Below are 17,735 nucleotides of genomic sequence, written 5' to 3' on the forward strand. Positions count from 1 at the left end.
ACAAATAGAACGGAGGATAAAAATGGCAACTGAATACGCTTTGCGTATGGGAGACGGTAAACGTGTCTACCTTACCAAAGAAAAGATAATTGCAGAGATCGAAGCCGGAACTGCAAATGCTGCCGATCTTGGTGAAATTTCTGCTCTGAATGGCAATGAAATGGACAAGCTTGCAGAGATCCTTATGATGCCAGGCAAGGCTGTTAGTGTCGAACAGGGCATGGAAATTCCTGTAACACACGACATCGGCACAATCAGACTTGACGGTGACCAGGGCAACAGTGGTGTCGGTATTCCTTCCAGTCGCCTTGTAGGCTGCATGACTCACGAGCGTGCTTTTGGTGCTGACACAATGGAACTCGGGCATATTGATTACAGTTTCAAGCCTGTCAAGCCTGTCGTATCAAATGAATGTCAGGCAATGGAAGTCTGTCAGCAGAACATGATTGTTCCACTGTTTTACGGCGCAATGCCAAACATGGGACTGTATTATACTCCTGATGGGCCTTTCGAGAATCCTGGTGACCTTATGAAGGCTTTTAAGATTCAGGAAGCCTGGGAATCAATGGAACATGCTGCCGAACACCTTACAAGAGACACGGTCTGGGTCATGCAGAAACTCTTTGCCTCCGGTGCCGATGGGGTCAACTTCGACACAACCGGTGCAGCAGGCGACGGTGACATGTATGGTACACTCCATGCAATCGAGGCTCTTAGGAAAGAGTTCCCTGATATGTATATTGAAGCAGGCATGGCAGGAGAATGTGTCCTTGGTATGCACGGAAACCTTCAGTATGATGGCGTTACCCTTGCAGGTCTCTGGCCTCACCAGCAGGCTCCTCTTATTGCAAAGGCAGGAGCAAATGTTTTCGGGCCAGTATGCAACACTAATACCAGCAAGACCTCAGCCTGGAACCTTGCCCGTGCAGTTACTTTCATGAAAGCAGCTGTCGAAGCGTCTCCAATCCCCTGTCACGTTGACATGGGAATGGGTGTGGGCGGAATCCCGATGCTTGAAACTCCTCCTATTGATGCCGTTACAAGGGCAAGCAAAGCAATGGTAGAAATTGCAGGCGTAGACGGCATATAGGTCGGGGTCGGCGACCCTCTGGGTATGCCGATCGCACACATAATGGCTTCAGGTATGACAGGAATGAGAGCTGCAGGAGACCTTGTTGCAAGGATGGAGTTCTCTAAGAATATGCGCATAGGAGAAGCAAAAGAATACGTTGCAAAGAAACTCGGGGTCGACAAGATGGACCTCGCAGACGAGCACGTTATGCGTGAGCTGCGTGAAGAACTCGACATCGGAGTTATAACGTCAGTACCAGGCGCTGCAAAAGGTATTGCTGCAAAAATGAACATTGAAAAGTTGCTCGATATTAAGATTAATTCCTGCAATCTCTTCAGAAAGCAGATAGCTTAAGGAAATAATTCAGGTAGAATCCTGAATGTTCCTCCACAGCAGGGATAAACAAGATCCAGACTGGACTGCTCCGGGCCTGCCAAAAAACAGCAGTAAAATAACTATAAATCCTTCAGCAGGTCTGAAAAGTTCTTCCTTGGAAAATAGCGACCACCTTCTCTGCTGTCTTTTTTCTTTTTTTGAGAGCTTACTTCTATCCTGATACAATCATTGGATCCTCAACTATAACCTGCTTCCCTGTAGCCATTGCTATATCTAGCGAAGTATCTTCATCTTTTGAGGTCTCTTCATCTGGTAAGATATCTTCATCTGGCGAGGTATTTGCGCCTGGAGAAAAAGTAGCATTTACAATGTTAATGGTCAGCCTATTGGCAATCAGCGTTGCTGGCTGTAAGTCTGCAGAGGATGCGCCACTCAGTAACACCAATGAAGCAGTATCCTTTTTTCCTGCAATTTCTGGAACCTCGTCGGTGAATAAAACTGCCACCAGAACGGGTAATATTACCACGGATAATGTTACTGCAGACCGAACAACAGAAATTGCTCTTGCTCATTCTGGACTTACAAAAATCGAGGTTACTTTGTTAAAGCAAAACTTGACACAGATGATAGTGGACAAGAATATTGTTAATCCGTACTATCTTGTTAATCCATACTATCTTGTTAATCCGTACTATCTTGTTAATCCATACTATCTTGTTAATCCGTACTATCTTGTTAATCAGTAATATCTTATTAATCAGTACTATCCTATTTTTCAGAGTTTCGCATCTATTCCTTTCTTTCTTAATATTTTTCGTATAGGTTTATAAGTTTACATTGTTTTCACTCCACTTGTCTTGATATTCTTATTATTTATTCCCCAATTCGTCCCATTCCGAAATATTTATATATTTTTACGTGCTTTTATTTATTGGCAAATAAAGTTTACTTGATTTGTTTACTAGAGTGCCATATTAAATCTCCGTAAATCTGCAGACTCCTGAATTAATTTGCCTTTGAACCTCCATTAATTTTTCTCCTTTTTTATTTTTTACATCTGGGCTCTCTTTTCGGTTTCATTTCCATCTTTTATTGCCAAAAACGCAAAATAGAAACAGACTCTGGTTCCTTGCCTTCTAGCCCAAGGTTTATTAGTTGAAACGATAATTATGCAGGGAATTCAAAGTTTTTCGTTCAAACCTTTTTTGAAAAGGCTTGCAATAACTACCCAGGGATTCAATAGTTTTCCAGAGGTTTTCGATCAAACCTTTTTGAAAAGGGTTGTTACCATGCTTTTTAGAGGGGTTTTCGCTCAAGCCTTTACAAAAAAGGCTTGATTCTGGTGAGAAATATGGCTGACACAATTCAATGGGCAGACGTCATAGCTGAAGACGTGTTAAAAAAGAATGGCAAACATCTTGTTGCTACAGGCATCACTCCGTCGGGGAGCATCCATATAGGCAACATGAGAGAAGTCGTGACTGCCGATGCTGTTTACAGGGCTCTGGTTGATAAAAGAGCAAATGCTGACTTTATCTATATTGCTGACAATTATGATCCCCTGCGCAAGGTTTACCCATTCCTTCCCGAGAGTTACGTCGAACATGTGGGGAAGCCCATCTCCGAAATCCCCTGTCCCTGTGGAAACTGCGCAAACTATGCCGAGCATTTCTTGAAACCTTTCATGGAAGCCCTCAGGCGACTGGGCATTAATCCTCAGGTTTACAGGGCAGATGAGATGTATAAGACAGGCAAATACACCGAAGCAATAAAAACTGCCCTTGTTAAAAGAGATGCCATTGCAAAAATCCTGGAAGAAATCTCGGGGAAAACCGTAGCTCCGGATTGGAGCCCTTTCAATCCCAGATGCAATCAATGCGGAAGGATCACAACAACGAAGGTAACGGGTTTTGATCTGGAAGCCGAAACCGTGGACTATGTATGTGAATGCGGGCACTCCGGGACCGTACCCATGGCAGGGGGAGGAAAACTTACCTGGCGCGTTGACTGGCCTGCCCGCTGGTCAGTTTTAGGAGTGACTGTCGAACCTTTCGGAAAAGACCATGCTTCGAAAGGTGGTTCTTACGATACCGGAAAGAGAATAGTAAGAGAAATTTTCGGGCACGAACCTCCATATCCAATTGTCTATGAGTGGATAATGCTTGGTAAACAGGGAGCGATGTCTTCTTCTACAGGGGTCGTTGTCTCGATTTCGGACATGCTGGAAATCGTACCACCCGAAGTTCTTCGCTATCTGATCATCCGCACAAAACCTGAAAAACACATTCAATTCGATCCTGGACAGCCTCTCCTCTCCCTTGTGGACGAATACGAACGACTCCGGACGCAGTTCAGGGAAAATGATCCTTCACTTGGAGCTTTTCAGAGAAGAGTGTATGAACTTTCTAGGGCAACCGGTATTTGTCAGTCTGAAATTCCCTTCAAGCAGATGGTGACTATCTATCAGGTAGCAAGGGGAGATTTTGACCAGATCCTGAAAATAGTAAAACGTTCAGGTTTTTCAACTGAAGATAAAAAGTGTATAAAAGAACTGGCAGACAACGTGTCTAAATGGCTAAAGCTCTATGCCCCACCCTTTGCCAGGTTTAAAGTGAAAGAAAAGGTGCCTGTACAGGCAGCAACTCTATCCGAGCTTCAAAGAGCCTTTCTTTCAGCCTTTGCAGCCCTTATTGAGTCCAGAGGCAAAATCAGTGGAGAAGAATACCATATGCTGGTCTATTCTGCAAAGGACAAGGGTTCCGAACTGAACAGAAAGATTGCAGAAAAGCTGAATACTCCTGTTTCTCAGGTGGACCCCAGGGAGCTTTTCAAGGCGATCTATATTTCATTACTTGGGCAGAGTTCAGGCCCCAAAGCCGGTTGGTTCTTATCTTCGTTTGAGAAGGAATTTCTGGTAGAAAGGTTTGAAGAAGCTTCAAACTACAGCCCTGAAAAACAGGCATAAACACTGTAAGTCACATAAGTGGATAAATTGCAAAAATGGATAAATCGGATACTTTTAAGCTTGCAAATTCACAGGCAAATTTCACGAAAAATCATTTCTTGGCCTGGGATAAAGAATACACCCACCTGAAATGGGGTGGGCCTGCCCCTGTTCGGGATATACAGGCTTATCTGCTGCCCGGGTCTACGGTTCTTGATGCAGGTTCGGGAAATGGTAGATACCTTGGGGAACTTTCAAGGCATTACAGTGCAGTAGGAATTGATATTTCTTTAACGGCTCTGAATGGTTCCAGAGCTCAGCTTGCAAGGAGCGGCAGGTTTGCCGAACACCTTGGTGCAAGTATCTCGGACCTGCCATTCAAAGGCCAGGTTTTTGACGGAATTCTCTGTTACGGGGTACTTCAGCATCTCTTTATAAAAGAAAGGGAATCCGCTGTAAAAGAGTTCAGTTATATACTCAGGAAGGGTGGTTTTTTCTTTTTCGAGGCCTTCGGCTATAAGGATATGCGCTGTGGAGGAGAAGCTTCAATCCCTTTTGAAGAGAAGACTTTTGCCCGGCAAAACGGAATAATCTACCACTATTTTACTATAGAAGAGGTTAGGGCACTTTTCAAAGGATTTGGGATTCTAACGCTGGAAGATGTAATAAAAGAAAAAGTTTTCAAAGGGAATGTTTACAGAAGGCATTTGATAAAAGGCGTCTTTCGAAAAACTTGAATTTCGTCTCTCAAACTTTTAAAAAAATATTATCAAAAAACAATTTAGGGAAAAACTTCATCCAAAACTTTTAAAAAAATTTTGTTGAAAATTCTCCATGTAGCTTTCAATCTTCCGTATAGTTTTTTTGTCTATTTACTTTTATATGAAAGCTATTTTCAAATAATTCAGTACAATTATAACAAGCGCTCCAAAAATACCCCCTATTGCGCAGATAAGAACTGCTACCCAGGTAATTGCGATTTCAAGTCCGAACAAAAGTTTTGCCGCCATAAGGACTAAGACCCCAAGTACTGCATTTATTGCAAGGCTGGTTGCGGTCTTCAGGGCTTTATACAGGAGAAAGGCCACTACGATTGCCAGAATCAGTACTAAAACTTCTATAATTCCAACTACCATGAATCATACATAGTTATTCAACTTATTTATAATTATCACCGAGTTTTATAATAAGGTCATGAGCCATAATGATTACAGTCCTGACTTGTCCAGGCTTACAATGACGTTTTTTTCAAAAATAAGGATTACACAAGGCTTTTATTTTCAGAAAGCCCGGATAAACTCAGTAATAATTTTTTTGAGCGAGGTTTTGTCCGTATACGCTCTTGCCTCAAGTAAATGGTCGGAATTTCCCAGTACCATTGCCGAGACTGCGGCATCAGGGCTGTAAAGACAGAGCACGGGAATTCCCTGTACAAGCGCCCTGCAGATTTCGTAACCCACACCTGTGGAAGGTACTGTTACTTCTGCAATCAAAGCATCACTTTTTACAAGCAAACCCATATCCCTGGCATAGATCTCTTCTTCTGTCATTTTCATTTCGGTTTTTTCCAGCTCAGGATCTGCAACATGCCAGCTCAACACTTCAGCCCCAGCTTCTTCGAGAGTATCAAACATAAACCTGTACGTCTCAAGCAGTTGCCTCCCTCCACGGATCGAACCCGACAAAAAGATTTTTGGGCTTCTTTTTTCCGAAATCTCCATTTTCTCCAGTTTTTCCATAGTTTTTTCCACCCTTTAGTCCATTTTTCCGTCAATTCCGTCTTTTACTGTACACTTTTTCCAGTAATTCCGTCTTTTACGTACACTTTTTTCGGCAATTCCGACTTTTACTGTACACCTCTGAAATAATGCCCTGTAGTAAAACCCTTCCCAAGTTTTTCGCAGTTTTCCGGCCCCTGTTTCCCGGTTTCAAGATAAGTATCAATTGCTTTTCTGTAGGCTCTGGTCACTTTTTGGATTTCGTCCGGATTATCCATTCCGAGGGTTTCTACCCTGAGGCTTGAAACTCCGTTTTCGAGAATTTCAGGAACGTATTCAAGCATGCAGAGTGATCTTGAGTTAAGGAGGTGCATTCTGCATTCATAGTCCATGAGCAAGGGAAACTCATAGTTTTTCTCATCTACCAGTGTAAACTTTCCTGACCTGCATGGAGCGCTACACTGCCCTTTGTTGTTCCCGAGAAGCCCGCCTGTAAGGCAATGTTCGGATTCCATCAGTTCAAGCCTGCCGTAAACAATACACTCTGCAGGCCCACGAGACGCAATGCTTTTTAATTCCTCAAGGGTTAGCTCCGGAGAAATCACAGCCATCTGAGCCCCTTCCTGCAATATAAAAGCGAAGGTACGGCTGTTAAAGATGTTCAGAGGACTGTCCGCAATAAAAGGGATTTTCTCAGCTTTTGCGAGGCCAAGGGTTCCCAGGTTTGAAACAAGGACCCCGTTAGCCCCCAGTTCCCTTACACGAGAAAATATTTTTTCTATAGACTCCATTCTGGGATCTTTAACAAGCTTTGGAGTAATGAAATAGATATTCTTGCCTGCCTTTTGAGTCTCAGAGACAGCTTTTTCAAAAACTGCGCCAGATCCTTTTCCCTTTTCCGAGCCCTTTTCTTGCCCTGTAGTTACCGGTCTTCTGAAAAGCCCTTCGCCGAAATAAATCCTATCTGCTCCGCCTGCAAGTGCCCCTTCGAGCCCTTCAAGAGAATACACCGAAACCGAGAGCATCGGATGTATAGGAAGGCACTCTTGAACAGTTTTTTCGGCTTCTTGGCCTACCTTTTCTACTGATTCTCTTGTTGTTGATTCATTTTCGACTTGTGCTCTGTCTACTGGTACTCTATCTACTGATCCCTTTTCTCCAGATTCGTAGGACTGTAGAGTATCAAGAGGTTTTCGTTTCCACCTGGAAATCCGCAGATTTTCAAGCTGTTCTATTGCTTTTGTCCTCAGCTCGTTCAACTGCCCTACAGGAATGAAAATATCTTCTTCCACAGTGACATGGAGTTCAGCAGCCTCAAAAATCGTGTTTCCGAGTTTTGAAAGTTGTTTTTCGATGCGGGCCTTTGAAGTTGGTTGCTTTTTGGCGTTCTCAACCAGATATTCAGACTCAATTGTTACTGCATTTGAGTCTCTGTCTTTTACCTCAAGCCTGATAGTTTTCCCTGATGCAACGGCTGCCGTGATAGATACAGGAATTTTAGGCCTCAGGCTCCCGGATTCGCTTTCTTTTTTTAGGGAATCCATAAGCATTTTGTCATGTGTCCTGTATACTGTGCTTCCTGAGGGTGCCCTTGAATCAAAAGGAATTTCTACCGTATCTCCGACTCCTGCACTGTATACTGGGCCTTTTCCGGCATACATTGAGGATATGATTTTTCCTTTATCTTCGGGCCTGGTCTCTGCATTTTCAACCATTATCCCGTCTCCGAGACGAAGATGTCGGGAAAGTTTTACCCGGATACGGTTTAAACGCCTGTCATACCCTGTAACCGTACCCATCGGAACTCCACGGTTGTGTGGGTTCTCACGGCTCATGAGCTCCTGGCGTGGTTTTTCAAAAAAGTAACCCTGAGTAAAACCCCTGTTAAATAGCTGGGTTAGTATTTCCTGCTCTTCTTCGGAAACGTAATACTCTGCAGGGTTTGCAATATACCTGTCAATCAGGCGGCGGTAAATCCTGACGACCCCTGCAACATATTCCGGCCTTTTCATCCGGCCTTCGATTTTGAAAGATTCAATCCCGGCTTCTATAAGAGCTCCCAGGCCTGAGGTTGTGTTAAGGTCTTTTGGGCTTAAGAGGTAACTGCCTGTTGTTTTGATTTGTTTCCCTTCGCAATACAGCCTGTATTTTTTACGGCACGGCTGGGCACAGAAACCCCGGTTTCCGCTTCTTCCCCCTATAAGGCTGCTCAGGAGACACTGGCCGGAATAGGAAATACAGAGAGCCCCATGTATGAAAACCTCTATTTCAGTCCCAGTTTTCTCTTTAATCATTTTTATTTCTTCAAGTGAACATTCCCTTGAGAGCACGACCCTCTCTATTCCCATTTTTTTTGCGAATTCAGCCCCTTCGCTATTATGTAAAGTCATTTGGGTGCTCGCATGCAGCGGAAGGTCAGGCAGATATTGTCTTGAAAGCGAGATAAGTCCAAGATCTTGAATTATGATTGCATCGGTCCCTATTTCTCTCAGCCAGGAAAGCAGCTTGAGGGCGTTTTCTACTTCTTCTTCCTTGAGTAGCGTATTTACGGTTACGTATACTTTCACGCCTCTCAGGTGAGCATAATCGATGGCTTCTTCAAGCTCTTTCTCTGAAAAGTTTGAGGCATACCCCCGAGCACTGAAAGCCCGAGCTCCGAGGTATACGGCATCCGCTCCATTTTCGACGGCTGCAATAAAAGCTTCCATGCTTCCTGCCGGGGCAAGCAGTTCCGGTTTTTCAGGCTTCATCAGATGGGATTAGAGATCCTGTCCTTAATTAAACTTTGGCATACTTTTCTTGCCTGCAGGACCAATAGTTAAAGGATTCAATAGTTAAAATTCATGAAAAAATAATATTAAAAAGGATAAAAATAGATAAGAATGAATGAGGTCCAGCCTGAGGGACACTTGCCGGACAGGCCGGTGATATACTCTGTATTATGCTTTCGGCCCTATTATAAAGCTCACAGTTCTCCCGGCTTTCTCATCTTTTGAAGCCTCGCAGAGCATCTTTCCATCGTGCATGTGACATTCACAGGAGTAATCGAGTTTATCTGTTTTTTCCACATATCTGAAGTGTATTTTGCAGTACCCTTCCGCACACCCCAGCCCATATTTAACCCAGCCTTCAATGTTCGCTCCACCTTCGCAGCTCCCTTCGCATGCAATGAGCTCAAAGCTCTTTTCCTCATAAGATTCAATTTTAGCTGGAGCCTGGTGACCTTTTTTGAATTTCCCTTTCTCAATTCTCTCAGCTTGGAGCACAAGATCCTCGCCAGTGTTGTTAAGAATCTTCAACTGCAAACCCTCAAGAAGTTCCATGGTTTCGGCTTCTGACATATATATCCCCCGATAAATGGAGAATCCAAATAAGAATTCCACATAAGAGATTGCCTCTAAGAAATAAAAAAGTATCTCAAAATATATATGAAAGCAAATATGAAAAAAGTCTCCAAAAGGACGAAAACCAGATAATCAAGATCCAGAGAACAAATTCTGAAAATCAGCCTTTTGAAAATCAGTCTCTACAAACAAGATACTTAACATACTCAGTCCGTACAGATACAGGGCTTCCGTTTGCAGGTAGGGCACATACCAGAATACTTCTTAAGGAAGGCTTCCTCGAGATTCACACCGTAAAGATTGGCAAGCGCCCCTATCCAGGCGAAGCAATCTGCAAGTTCCTCTTCTATATTTTCTGGCTCTTCCCTGCGTATGGCTTCGGCAAGTTCTCCAATTTCCTCAACCAGCCAGAGCATGGTAGCCTTACCTTCCCTCTTCCTGTCATTATGTGCATACATTTCAGACATTAGCTTCTGGAATTCTGAGATCTCCATTGTTTTTCCCCACTCCCATCTGTTTCTGTTTTTTCCTGAATTTAAAGCCTTACAGGAATTTCCCTTTCCCTAAGGTATTCTTTGACTTCCTTGATTGAGTACTCTCTGAAGTGGAAGATACTTGCTGCAAGTGCGGCATCAGCTTTTCCAATTGAAAAACCTTCGTAGATGTGCTGAGGGTTTCCTACTCCTCCAGAAGCTATGATCGGAACATCGAGCTCTTCTGAGAGCTTTTTCGTAATTGGAAGGTCATAACCTGCACACGTACCGTCCCGGTCCATGCTTGTGAGCAGGATTTCTCCGGAACCCAATTCTTCTGCTTTTCTTGCCCATTGCACAGCATCGATTCCTGTAGCTTCCCTGCCTCCGTAAATTACAACCTCATACCAGGCAGGTGTTCCGTCTTCGAGCTCCAGAATCGTTTTGTCGGGATTATTCTTTATGTCGGTATTTCGCCTGCAATCAATGGCAGTGACGATACACTGGGCTCCAAATATATCTGAGGACTCTTTTATGAAGTCAGGATTCTTGACCGCAGAAGTGTTAACTGAGACTTTATCTGCCCCAGCTCTGAGGATCTGGCGAATTGCATTAATGGAGTTTATTCCTCCTCCAATCGTAAGAGGAATGAAAACCTCGTCTGCAGTTCTTTCGATCACATCGATCATAGTTTTCCTGCCGTGAGCCGAAGCTGTAATGTCCAGAAAAACAAGTTCGTCTGCGCCCTCTTCATTGTAGCGCTTGGCGAGTTCCACAGGGTCTCCGGCCTCTTTCAGGTCCACAAACTCAACCCCCTTAACAACACAGCCGCCTGCTCTGTCAAGGGTCACATCAAGGCATGGTATTATTCTTTTGGTGAGCATCTATGGGATAATAAATTTAACTTTTATTAAAAGCTTGTTGAAATTAAGCCAATGCCAATCTTAGTGCCAGTCCCGGATTAACGGCAGTCTTAGATCAATGGTAGTCTTAGACAGTAGTCTCCAGCAAAAATAGTCCTGTTTTATCGACCGAAAATTACAGATAATAATAACCCTGGATAGTATTCGCTAAAGAATATTTTTATTTAAGTTTTTTAAAGGAAAGAGAGATGCCGAAAAATCGTTAAAGATAAAATTCTAAACTCATTTTTTCGCAGACTTAAAAAGCAGGATTAAGAGAAGTAAGATCTGAACACGAAGTCTGCCTGTTCCAGTAGAATCTAGCCGAAAATATTTATCACTCGGGCACCTTCAAGCCTTGACATCTCGACTTCAGAATTTTCAAGCACATTTTTTCTGACTCTTATCGGGGCTCCAACGCGCAGGGCAAGGGCAATGCAGTCGCTTGGTCTTGCGTCAAACTGCATGATTGCGTTGTCTTTTTTTATCAGGAGCCGGGCATAATAGATTTTATCCACTTTTTCGTCAATCAAAACACCCTCGATTTTTACGTCGAGCCTCTCAAAAATAGTGAGCATAAGGTCATGAGCCAGAGGCCTGGGAGGAGAAATATTTTTAATTACATTTCCTATTGAGAGAGCTTCGAGATGCCCTATGTATATAGGTAGCATATTCCCCTGCAGATCTTCAAGAAGCACTACAGGAGTTGGGTCTGTAAAAACATCGACTATATAAACATCCCTGACTCGAATTTCCTTAAAATCTTCATAAGTGTCGATGTCCATATTTAATGAATGATTTTAAACTTATTAATACCTAATTTAATTTTTATAAATATATTAAAAATGCTACCTAAAGATCGGATTCAACTTCTTTTGTCAGAACTTTCAGCCTGATTTTGTTTTCGAGGCAGCAATCAGGAATTCAATTTAGACCTAATTCAATTTAGACTTAATTCAATTTAGACCTTATTCTTACAAGAACCTTTAACATTCCAGGCTTTTTCGGAAGCCATGTTTACCAATCAGGGGTACAAAAACGACTCCACCTTTTTTCTTTTTATGTATGTGCCCTTTGCCGTCTTTTTTAATTTTATAAAGTTCTTGAAAATAATCCCCTACAGGAATAAGCATTATCCCTCCAGGCTTCAACTGTTCCAGCAAAGGCTCAGGGATATAGGGAGCTGCGCATGTCACGGCTATCCGGTCATAAGGAGCATACTAAGAACAACCCATTGAGCCGTCTTCAAGTAGCACTGTGACATTGTTATACCCTGTTTTTTTCAGGTTATCCCTTGCAAAATTCGCAAGGGATTCTATACGTTCAACAGTGTACACGTGCCCGCTTTTTCTGACGAGCTCCCCCATAACTGCAGCATTATACCCTGAACCTGACCCTATTTCCAGGACTTTATGCCCTTTCGAAAGTTCAAGGAGTTCACACATCATCGCAACCATATGCGGGGCAGAGATTGTTTGCCCGTGGCCGATCTCAAGGGGTCTGTCGATATAAGCTGCTTTTTGCTCATATTCCGGAACAAACTTATGCCTTGGAACACGGAGCATAGCATCGCGGATGTTCTCTTTCAGCAGCAGATAAGCCTCAAGATTGTCTACTAGGCGCCTGCGCATTGCTTCGAGCTTTTCTTCCTCTTCTTTTTCTTTTTTATCTTTTTCTTTACCACGGCCCTCTTCGGAATTCACGCTGACCCGAACCTTCCCATTTCTTTCTCGCAAAAATCCGTTTTACGTATTTTGCAAGCACAACATCGCCTTTTCTGGATCGGAATGCTCCATCCCTCACCTTGATTTTATTGATGAAAAGGCTTTTATTTCCCACTCTTTCTTCGGCTCCTACGACAAATTCATACTCGCCAGGCACACGTTTTTCAAGGACTTCGGTTTTTTCAGTCCCTGCCTGTGCGGAAAATTTTACAGTTATCTCATCAATAGCTCTGCCCCAGATTGTCTCGGTATCTTCTGCCCGAGCAATATGAACTCGTTTTCCTCCTGCATCAAGAGCAGTAATCAGAATAGGCACTACCATCCCTGTTTCCTCGTCATCTACAACCAGCTCATCGTCCACCTGAAGGACAGTCTCGGAATCCAGTTCAGTTTTGTAAGTGTTTGAAATGTCCATCTTACTGACTATCACTTTCAATCTGGCGGATTTGGGGGTTTTAAGCTTCACTGCATGCACCTGACCGCACTCCAGACAGCGGACAAGCGGACTCTGCCCCTCTTTCAGAACCTCGTGCCCTACCTCTTCTTCAGGGGAGCATGAAGGGCACTTAACTTCAATTTCTCTTATCATGGTATAATCACTAGATGGATTCAAGATACTAAATACTTAACTTCTCCGGCGACGTTTTCCCTGGAGGTAAGTCTTTTTAATATTTTTCAGGCTCATTTTGAAAGGTCACTAAAATACACAAACAAAAATTTGATACAAAATTATGACGCTTAACTATATTAATATATACTACAATCATTTTGGTTGTGATATTATGGTAAAATTAGATGAAAAGATGAAAACCGCCTTTTCAAAGGTGAAGATCTTTCCTGTAGCTACGGCCTCAAAGGATGGAGTTCCAAACGTAGTACCTATAGGATTCTGCCAGCTTGTGGATGATGAAACAATCTGGATTGCAGATAATTTCATGCTTAAGTCCCTGGCAAACCTGAAAGAGAATCCGAATGTTGCAGTTTACGTTTGGGGTCCTGATACAGGTGGCTGCTTCCAGATAAAAGGTAAAGCGGATATTATTGATTCTGGGGAAAAGTTTGAAAAAATGCAGTCGATTGTGCATGCAGCAAAACCCGGGCTTCCTGCAAAAACTCTCATAGAAGTCGAGATTACCGAGGCATTCCAGTGTGCTCCTGGCCCGGATGCAGGAAAGAAATTGCTCTGATCGAAACTCAAATTATGCTCTGTAGAAATCCTGATTTGAGATTACTATAAGGTTTTGTATAGTCTTCGGGAAATGAATATTTTATAGGCACTTCACTGACTAAAAATATTTTAAGTTCTCGAATACTTTACATTTACCGAATGCTTTACAACTACCGAATACTTTACAACTACCGAATACTTTGCATCTACCAAATACTTTACGTCTACCAAATACTTTACATCTACCAAATACTTTACATCTACCGAATACTTTACATCTACCAATATATTGTCAGGCGATTCGAGTTACTGGTGATGGAAGAAAAACGGACAAAGAAACCCATGTGCTCGTCTCAAGTACATCGGCTGAAACTTATTACGGATAAGCTTACTAATGGCTATGAAATCATCAAGACAGTATCTTTTCACCCAAATGTGCATTCTTTTAAAAATTTGTTTCTGCAGAGAATTCGGAAATATGAAAAGAATGGCATAAATTTTGAGCTGCTTTAACTCGATATGGTTGAAACTATATGATACGGGTAACCTCCAATTTTCAGACAAAAAGGACTTTAAGAGAGTAAAAAAGAATTTCTCTTTAAATTCTCCCTTTGGTTCTTTTTATATATTTCTGTATTGCGTTCCTGTAATTACTGAAAATATGAGGAGTTAAAAAGAATGGTAGATAACAAATTTGAACATTCTAGACCTCTAGATCCCAATACTCTCAACTATCTAAGAATAAAAATGTTAGAACGAATCAGGCATGCAGTTGATGAAGGACTCGCAAATACTTCTGATTCTGATTTAACCGAAGTTATGATTGATCTCAAAACCTTGCTCAAAGATGTAGAAACCGAAATGACTAATAGAGGCATGAAGTTAACAAAAATGAGTTCAAAACCTTCATCTGGGCCAGGCAAAATGCAGAAACCTATGCATCAATAAAAACGATAAATCTGGTTTTTGTGTTAAAAAGAATAGAAAGTCAATTTGAATTTGTGTAGTTTTCGGGACACACTATTTTCCAAGTTTTTGATTTATTGCTATTAGTTGCCAGTGAAATTGATTGTAAACTTTGACAATTTCAGAAAATACTAAAAAGTTTCCTGGAAAGGCATCAGGTGGAATTTGCTATCAAAAGTTTTATTATAACGGAACGCATTGTATAACATCTCATAATTGAGATGCATCTCAATATTAGGGTAGGTGCCGAAAGTGCCTGATATTGAATACCTTAAAAAACTCGCACTTATAGGAGCAATAAATAAAATCATCAAGGTCTCATCAAGCGAGTTTCAAAAGCATACTGGGGCAAGCTCCAAAACCGCAGCAAGAAAGCTAAAGCAGCTGGAAGAAGATGGGCTGATCGAAAGGAAGATTGTTCCCGGTGGCCAGTTGATAAAAATGACAGAAAAAGGAATTGAAGTTCTTAAAAACGAATACGTTGATTACAGCAGGATTTTTTCTCCAGAACTCGATGTTCTCGAACTTGAAGGAAACGTGCTCAAAGGCCTCGGTGAAGGCCAGTATTATGTAAATATACCCGGATACCGGAAGCAATTTGAAGAAAAGTTGCATTTTGTACCTTTTCCCGGGACTCTGAACGTGCAGCTTTCAGAAAGCAGTTCTCCTCTTCGAAACCTTTTACGTGAAACGCCGGCTATCCGGGTCGAAGGTTTCAATGACGGAGAACGTACATTCGGAGGCGGAAACTGCTATCCAGTTGTCATTGGCGGTATAGAAGCTGCTGTAGTCGTTCCTGAAAGAACACACTACCCCTCGAATTTGATTGAAATCATCGCGCCTGTAAAGTTAAGAGACGCCCTGGAATTGAACGATGGGGACAGAGTTGTGGTAAAGTTAAAAAAACAGGGTACGGAGAACCAGAAATGAACAGAAGTATGGTTTACGAATGTCTTACGTACAGAAATGAGAATATCAACCGGGCGCTGGAAGCCCTGAGAGCCGGAAAAATGATCCAGATTTACGATTCGGACTCAAGGGAAGGAGAAACTGATCTTGTAATTCCTGCAAAAGCGGTCACTTTCAAAGACGTAAAATGGATGCGAAAAGATGCAGGCGGCCTTATCTGTGTGGCTGTAGACCCTGTAGCATCAAAACAGCTCAGGTTGCCTTTTATGGCTGAACTCGTCAGGGAAGCCAGTAAAACCAGTGATGTGCTTGGGGAAGTTGTAGAGAAAGAAGGTGACCTTAAATACGATTCTCATTCTTCCTTTTCTCTCTGGGTCAATCACAGGGAGACCAGAACCGGGATTCCTGATAATGAAAGAGCTCTTACTATCCGGAAAATCGGGGAGATTACGGAAAAAAAGTTGTCCGGGGATGTAATTCATTTTGGAGAAGAATTTAGAACCCCTGGGCATGTTGCACTGCTGAGGGCTGCCGAAGGGCTTCTGGATGACCGCAAAGGCCAGACCGAACTTTCAGTTGCTCTTGCCCGTATGGCAGGCATTACCCCTGCAATGGTAGTTTGCGAGATGCTTGATGATAATAATGGTAAAGCTCTTTCCAAAGAAGACTCAAAAGAGTATGGTAAAGAACACGGGTTGGTGTTTCTGGAAGGGCAGGAAATAGTCGAAGCCTATATGACATGGGCAGGCTCGGAATAAGAATTCTTGTATCTTTTTCAAATTAAATGGGTTTCCAACCTAACTTTTGCTTTTTTAGGTGCATATATGCTATTTCGTATATATGTAAGGTTAGATGATTGCGATTTACAAATTTTACCTTGAATCTGATTGCCTAAGCTTAAACTATGTATAGGTATCAAGCGACAGTTATATGCCTAAAAATGCGGAACTAAGGTTTAAATCACAAAAAAAATATAATAATATTTTCCATTTTTCCTTGTCACCTCTTTGAGTAAAAATAGAACTCGAAGCTTTAAAACAATCGCAGTCTTCACTGTACATCAATCCTTATGAAATTAAAGATAAAATATGTGCCAAAGCTTTTCGAATTTTGTATTCTATCATTGGCCACAATCTTTGTGATATACTCAGAGGTTGACGTCTTAAGATGTCGAATATTGATTTTAATGAATTCCGGATTCTTCTTGTTAATTCAGATTTTCAATCAAGAAACGCAAAAATCCCTAGATTTTGGAACAGAGTCGCCTGAATTTGGATTTATAGTATAAACTCGCATCACGCAACACATTGAACAGAACTTGAAACTGAAAGCGAAGTTTTTGGACAAGAATTAGAAATGTTTTAATATAAAAAATCCAAATATAGAGCGAATCAGTGATCATGGAATAAAAATAGCTGATTTCCCTCCTGAAGGATCTAACATATAATCGATACAACTGGTTCCTTTAATGGTTCTTATGAATAATGTGGAAATGATATAATTATCGACGGTGAACTAGGTCAAGATTAGATGGCGCTAATATTGAACTACATGGGTCAGGCACTTAATAAATTTTTATTATGCCTGCAGATTATTTATAATCTACATCCCGGTTTTCATGATTTTATAAACTCCGGTTCAATTTGTAATTAAAGAGCATGGTTATGTAGAAATCCTCTGAAATCAAGAATTTCCCATTGTTTAACCTGAATTACCTAATATACTTTTACATATTCATTTTCAGATCCAATGAAAGCTGATTTCGATAGGTTGTCTACAAAGCCAAAAACGCAAAAACTACCTGGGTTTTGGAACTGAGTTTTAGAACAAGAAACCTGTATTCGGCAGATCAACATTAAATGTGGATATTTTTCAGGATAAGTATCTTCTTCAAACTGTATGGTAAAAGTAGGTCTCATATATGTACTGGAAGTTTAAAAATGTACTCAAGTTTAAAAATAAATTAAGACACTAATCCAACTTTCTAAACATGTAATAAAATTATTCTGGATTTTTTGGTTATACCATATTCCCTTAAAATGAAGAGGATGATCAGGATAGCGCTTTTCAAACGCCCTATTAATTTGCCCGGTATTTAACATGTGTTAACATATGGCCAGGCGTCATCATAAAAAACATCAGGCCATTTTTACAGCAATTTAGTATGGGATATAATGCA

Annotated in this window: 16 protein-coding genes and 2 pseudogenes; 8 read left to right on the forward strand and 10 right to left on the reverse strand. The window is 41.7% G+C overall.

Annotation, left to right across the window (positions count from 1 at the left end; all coding sequences use genetic code 11):
- Positions 1 to 22: 22 nt before the first annotated feature.
- Positions 23 to 1,426: pseudogene (gene mtbB, locus MSVAZ_RS02555) on the forward strand ([dimethylamine--corrinoid protein] Co-methyltransferase).
- Positions 1,427 to 1,619: 193 nt separating this feature from the next.
- Here the strand turns inward: mtbB and MSVAZ_RS02565 are convergent.
- Complete coding sequence (locus MSVAZ_RS02565) at positions 1,620 to 1,913, reverse strand: hypothetical protein (RefSeq protein WP_048117667.1); 294 nt, start codon at positions 1,911 to 1,913, stop codon at positions 1,620 to 1,622.
- Here MSVAZ_RS02565 and MSVAZ_RS02570 point away from each other — a divergent pair.
- From MSVAZ_RS02570 to MSVAZ_RS02580, 3 genes are all read left to right on the forward strand, one after another.
- Positions 1,897 to 2,154: a restriction endonuclease subunit S domain-containing protein gene (locus MSVAZ_RS02570; protein WP_048117670.1), complete on the forward strand. Its 258-nt coding sequence runs from the start codon at positions 1,897 to 1,899 to the stop codon at positions 2,152 to 2,154. The genes MSVAZ_RS02565 and MSVAZ_RS02570 overlap by 17 nt on opposite strands.
- Before the next feature lie 605 nt (positions 2,155 to 2,759).
- On the forward strand, positions 2,760 to 4,373 hold the full coding sequence (gene lysS / locus MSVAZ_RS02575) for a lysine--tRNA ligase (protein WP_048117673.1): 1,614 nt from the start codon (positions 2,760 to 2,762) through the stop codon (positions 4,371 to 4,373).
- Between the two features lie 35 nt (positions 4,374 to 4,408).
- Positions 4,409 to 5,089, forward strand: a complete 681-nt coding sequence (locus MSVAZ_RS02580) for a class I SAM-dependent methyltransferase (protein ID WP_048117675.1) — start codon at positions 4,409 to 4,411, stop codon at positions 5,087 to 5,089.
- Positions 5,090 to 5,230: 141 nt separating this feature from the next.
- Here MSVAZ_RS02580 and MSVAZ_RS02585 read toward each other — a convergent pair whose 3' ends face one another.
- The 9 genes and pseudogenes from MSVAZ_RS02585 to MSVAZ_RS02625 form a co-directional block, all read right to left on the reverse strand.
- Positions 5,231 to 5,488, reverse strand: coding sequence for a pro-sigmaK processing inhibitor BofA family protein (locus tag MSVAZ_RS02585; RefSeq protein WP_048117677.1), 258 nt, complete (start codon positions 5,486 to 5,488; stop codon positions 5,231 to 5,233).
- Between the two features lie 144 nt (positions 5,489 to 5,632).
- Positions 5,633 to 6,091 (reverse strand): nucleoside 2-deoxyribosyltransferase, encoded by a 459-nt coding sequence (locus MSVAZ_RS02590; RefSeq protein WP_048117679.1) that lies wholly within the window; start codon positions 6,089 to 6,091, stop codon positions 5,633 to 5,635.
- A gap of 107 nt (positions 6,092 to 6,198) precedes the next feature.
- The gene (locus MSVAZ_RS02595; RefSeq protein WP_048117682.1) at positions 6,199 to 8,820 is read right to left on the reverse strand and encodes a DUF3656 domain-containing U32 family peptidase; all 2,622 of its coding nucleotides are present in this window, start codon (positions 8,818 to 8,820) and stop codon (positions 6,199 to 6,201) included.
- A 189-nt stretch (positions 8,821 to 9,009) separates the two neighbouring features.
- Positions 9,010 to 9,411 carry a hypothetical protein gene (locus tag MSVAZ_RS02600; RefSeq protein WP_048117685.1) on the reverse strand — a complete coding sequence of 134 codons (402 nt, stop codon included), beginning with the start codon at positions 9,409 to 9,411 and terminating at the stop codon, positions 9,010 to 9,012.
- Between the two features lie 209 nt (positions 9,412 to 9,620).
- Complete coding sequence (locus MSVAZ_RS02605) at positions 9,621 to 9,908, reverse strand: MazG nucleotide pyrophosphohydrolase domain-containing protein (RefSeq protein ID WP_048117689.1); 288 nt, start codon at positions 9,906 to 9,908, stop codon at positions 9,621 to 9,623.
- 41 nt (positions 9,909 to 9,949) lie between these two features.
- Positions 9,950 to 10,771, reverse strand: coding sequence for an imidazole glycerol phosphate synthase subunit HisF (gene hisF / locus MSVAZ_RS02610; protein ID WP_048117693.1), 822 nt, complete (start codon positions 10,769 to 10,771; stop codon positions 9,950 to 9,952).
- A 338-nt stretch (positions 10,772 to 11,109) separates the two neighbouring features.
- Positions 11,110 to 11,574: a bifunctional nuclease family protein gene (locus MSVAZ_RS02615; RefSeq protein WP_048117696.1), complete on the reverse strand. Its 465-nt coding sequence runs from the start codon at positions 11,572 to 11,574 to the stop codon at positions 11,110 to 11,112.
- A 201-nt stretch (positions 11,575 to 11,775) separates the two neighbouring features.
- Positions 11,776 to 12,420 (reverse strand): annotated as a pseudogene (locus MSVAZ_RS02620) (protein-L-isoaspartate O-methyltransferase).
- Positions 12,421 to 12,466: 46 nt separating this feature from the next.
- Positions 12,467 to 13,102, reverse strand: a complete 636-nt coding sequence (locus tag MSVAZ_RS02625; protein ID WP_048117699.1) for an HVO_0476 family zinc finger protein — start codon at positions 13,100 to 13,102, stop codon at positions 12,467 to 12,469.
- Between the two features lie 193 nt (positions 13,103 to 13,295).
- Between MSVAZ_RS02625 and MSVAZ_RS02630 the strand changes: the two genes are divergently transcribed.
- The 4 genes from MSVAZ_RS02630 (at position 13,296) to ribB (ending at position 16,314) form a co-directional block, all read left to right on the forward strand.
- Positions 13,296 to 13,700, forward strand: coding sequence for a pyridoxamine 5'-phosphate oxidase family protein (locus MSVAZ_RS02630; RefSeq protein ID WP_048117701.1), 405 nt, complete (start codon positions 13,296 to 13,298; stop codon positions 13,698 to 13,700).
- A 659-nt stretch (positions 13,701 to 14,359) separates the two neighbouring features.
- On the forward strand, positions 14,360 to 14,629 hold the full coding sequence (locus MSVAZ_RS02640) for a hypothetical protein (RefSeq protein WP_048117708.1): 270 nt from the start codon (positions 14,360 to 14,362) through the stop codon (positions 14,627 to 14,629).
- Between the two features lie 270 nt (positions 14,630 to 14,899).
- Entirely contained in the window at positions 14,900 to 15,577 is a 678-nt protein-coding gene (locus MSVAZ_RS02645) for a winged helix-turn-helix domain-containing protein/riboflavin kinase (protein ID WP_048117711.1), read from the forward strand.
- Positions 15,574 to 16,314, forward strand: a complete 741-nt coding sequence (ribB, locus tag MSVAZ_RS02650; protein WP_048117714.1) for a 3,4-dihydroxy-2-butanone-4-phosphate synthase — start codon at positions 15,574 to 15,576, stop codon at positions 16,312 to 16,314. The genes MSVAZ_RS02645 and ribB overlap by 4 nt, the downstream gene beginning before the upstream one ends.
- Positions 16,315 to 17,735 lie beyond the last annotated feature (1,421 nt).

Origin of the sequence: Methanosarcina vacuolata Z-761 (assembly GCF_000969905.1) — an archaeon.
Lineage (GTDB): Archaea > Halobacteriota > Methanosarcinia > Methanosarcinales > Methanosarcinaceae > Methanosarcina > Methanosarcina vacuolata.

Excerpts from the sequence above, each read along its gene's own strand:
- MSVAZ_RS02595 (WP_048117682.1), bottom strand. The coding sequence starts at position 8,820 with ATGAAGCCTGAAAAACCGGAACTGCTTGCCCCGGCAGGAAGCATGGAA.
- MSVAZ_RS02640 (WP_048117708.1), top strand. The coding sequence starts at position 14,360 with ATGGTAGATAACAAATTTGAACATTCTAGACCTCTAGATCCCAATACT.
- MSVAZ_RS02630 (WP_048117701.1), top strand. The coding sequence starts at position 13,296 with ATGGTAAAATTAGATGAAAAGATGAAAACCGCCTTTTCAAAGGTGAAG.
- MSVAZ_RS02625 (WP_048117699.1), bottom strand. The coding sequence starts at position 13,102 with ATGATAAGAGAAATTGAAGTTAAGTGCCCTTCATGCTCCCCTGAAGAA.
- MSVAZ_RS02600 (WP_048117685.1), bottom strand. The coding sequence starts at position 9,411 with ATGTCAGAAGCCGAAACCATGGAACTTCTTGAGGGTTTGCAGTTGAAG.
- hisF (WP_048117693.1), bottom strand. The coding sequence starts at position 10,771 with ATGCTCACCAAAAGAATAATACCATGCCTTGATGTGACCCTTGACAGA.
- lysS (WP_048117673.1), top strand. The coding sequence starts at position 2,760 with ATGGCTGACACAATTCAATGGGCAGACGTCATAGCTGAAGACGTGTTA.
- MSVAZ_RS02585 (WP_048117677.1), bottom strand. The coding sequence starts at position 5,488 with ATGGTAGTTGGAATTATAGAAGTTTTAGTACTGATTCTGGCAATCGTA.
- MSVAZ_RS02605 (WP_048117689.1), bottom strand. The coding sequence starts at position 9,908 with ATGGAGATCTCAGAATTCCAGAAGCTAATGTCTGAAATGTATGCACAT.
- ribB (WP_048117714.1), top strand. The coding sequence starts at position 15,574 with ATGAACAGAAGTATGGTTTACGAATGTCTTACGTACAGAAATGAGAAT.
- MSVAZ_RS02580 (WP_048117675.1), top strand. The coding sequence starts at position 4,409 with ATGGATAAATCGGATACTTTTAAGCTTGCAAATTCACAGGCAAATTTC.
- MSVAZ_RS02615 (WP_048117696.1), bottom strand. The coding sequence starts at position 11,574 with ATGGACATCGACACTTATGAAGATTTTAAGGAAATTCGAGTCAGGGAT.
- MSVAZ_RS02590 (WP_048117679.1), bottom strand. The coding sequence starts at position 6,091 with ATGGAAAAACTGGAGAAAATGGAGATTTCGGAAAAAAGAAGCCCAAAA.